This window comes from Limnovirga soli (genome assembly GCF_013106755.1).
Lineage (GTDB): Bacteria > Bacteroidota > Bacteroidia > Chitinophagales > Chitinophagaceae > Limnovirga > Limnovirga soli.
Genome location: NZ_WHPF01000054.1, coordinates 1 through 348, shown reverse-complemented (window position 1 = coordinate 348; position 348 = coordinate 1). Strand labels below are relative to the sequence as shown.

The window sequence follows — 348 nt, the reverse complement described above, 5'->3', positions numbered from 1 at the left end:
TCTTGGGGGGTACACTTTTACTTCTTAGCCGAATCTTCCATACTTACACACTTATTTAGATATTACTACACACTTATTTGCATAGTACCTCAAATTCTCTCCGTCATCCATCAAATTCTCTCCGTCATCCATCAAATTCGCTCCGTCATCCATCAAATTCTCTCCGTCATCCATCAAATTCGCTCCGTCATTCATCAAACTTGCTCCGTCATTCATCAAATTCTCTCCGTCATCCATCAAACTTGCTCCGTCATTCATCAAACTTGCTCCGTCATTTATCAAATTCGCTCCGTCATTCATCAAACTTGCTCCGTCATTCATCAAATTTGACCCCTCCTAAAATTACTT

General features: G+C 40.2%; 1 protein-coding gene. It reads right to left on the bottom strand.

Features of this window, described 5'->3' with window-relative positions:
- Positions 1 to 51 precede the first annotated feature (51 nt).
- Complete coding sequence (locus tag GD597_RS21740; RefSeq protein ID WP_171610018.1) at positions 52 to 321, bottom strand: hypothetical protein; 270 nt, start codon at positions 319 to 321, stop codon at positions 52 to 54.
- Positions 322 to 348: the final 27 nt, after the last annotated feature.

What these genes read in the sequence shown, in the direction of transcription:
- GD597_RS21740 (WP_171610018.1), bottom strand. Translation starts at nt 321, where the DNA reads ATGAATGACGGAGCAAGTTTGATGAATGACGGAGCGAATTTGATAAAT.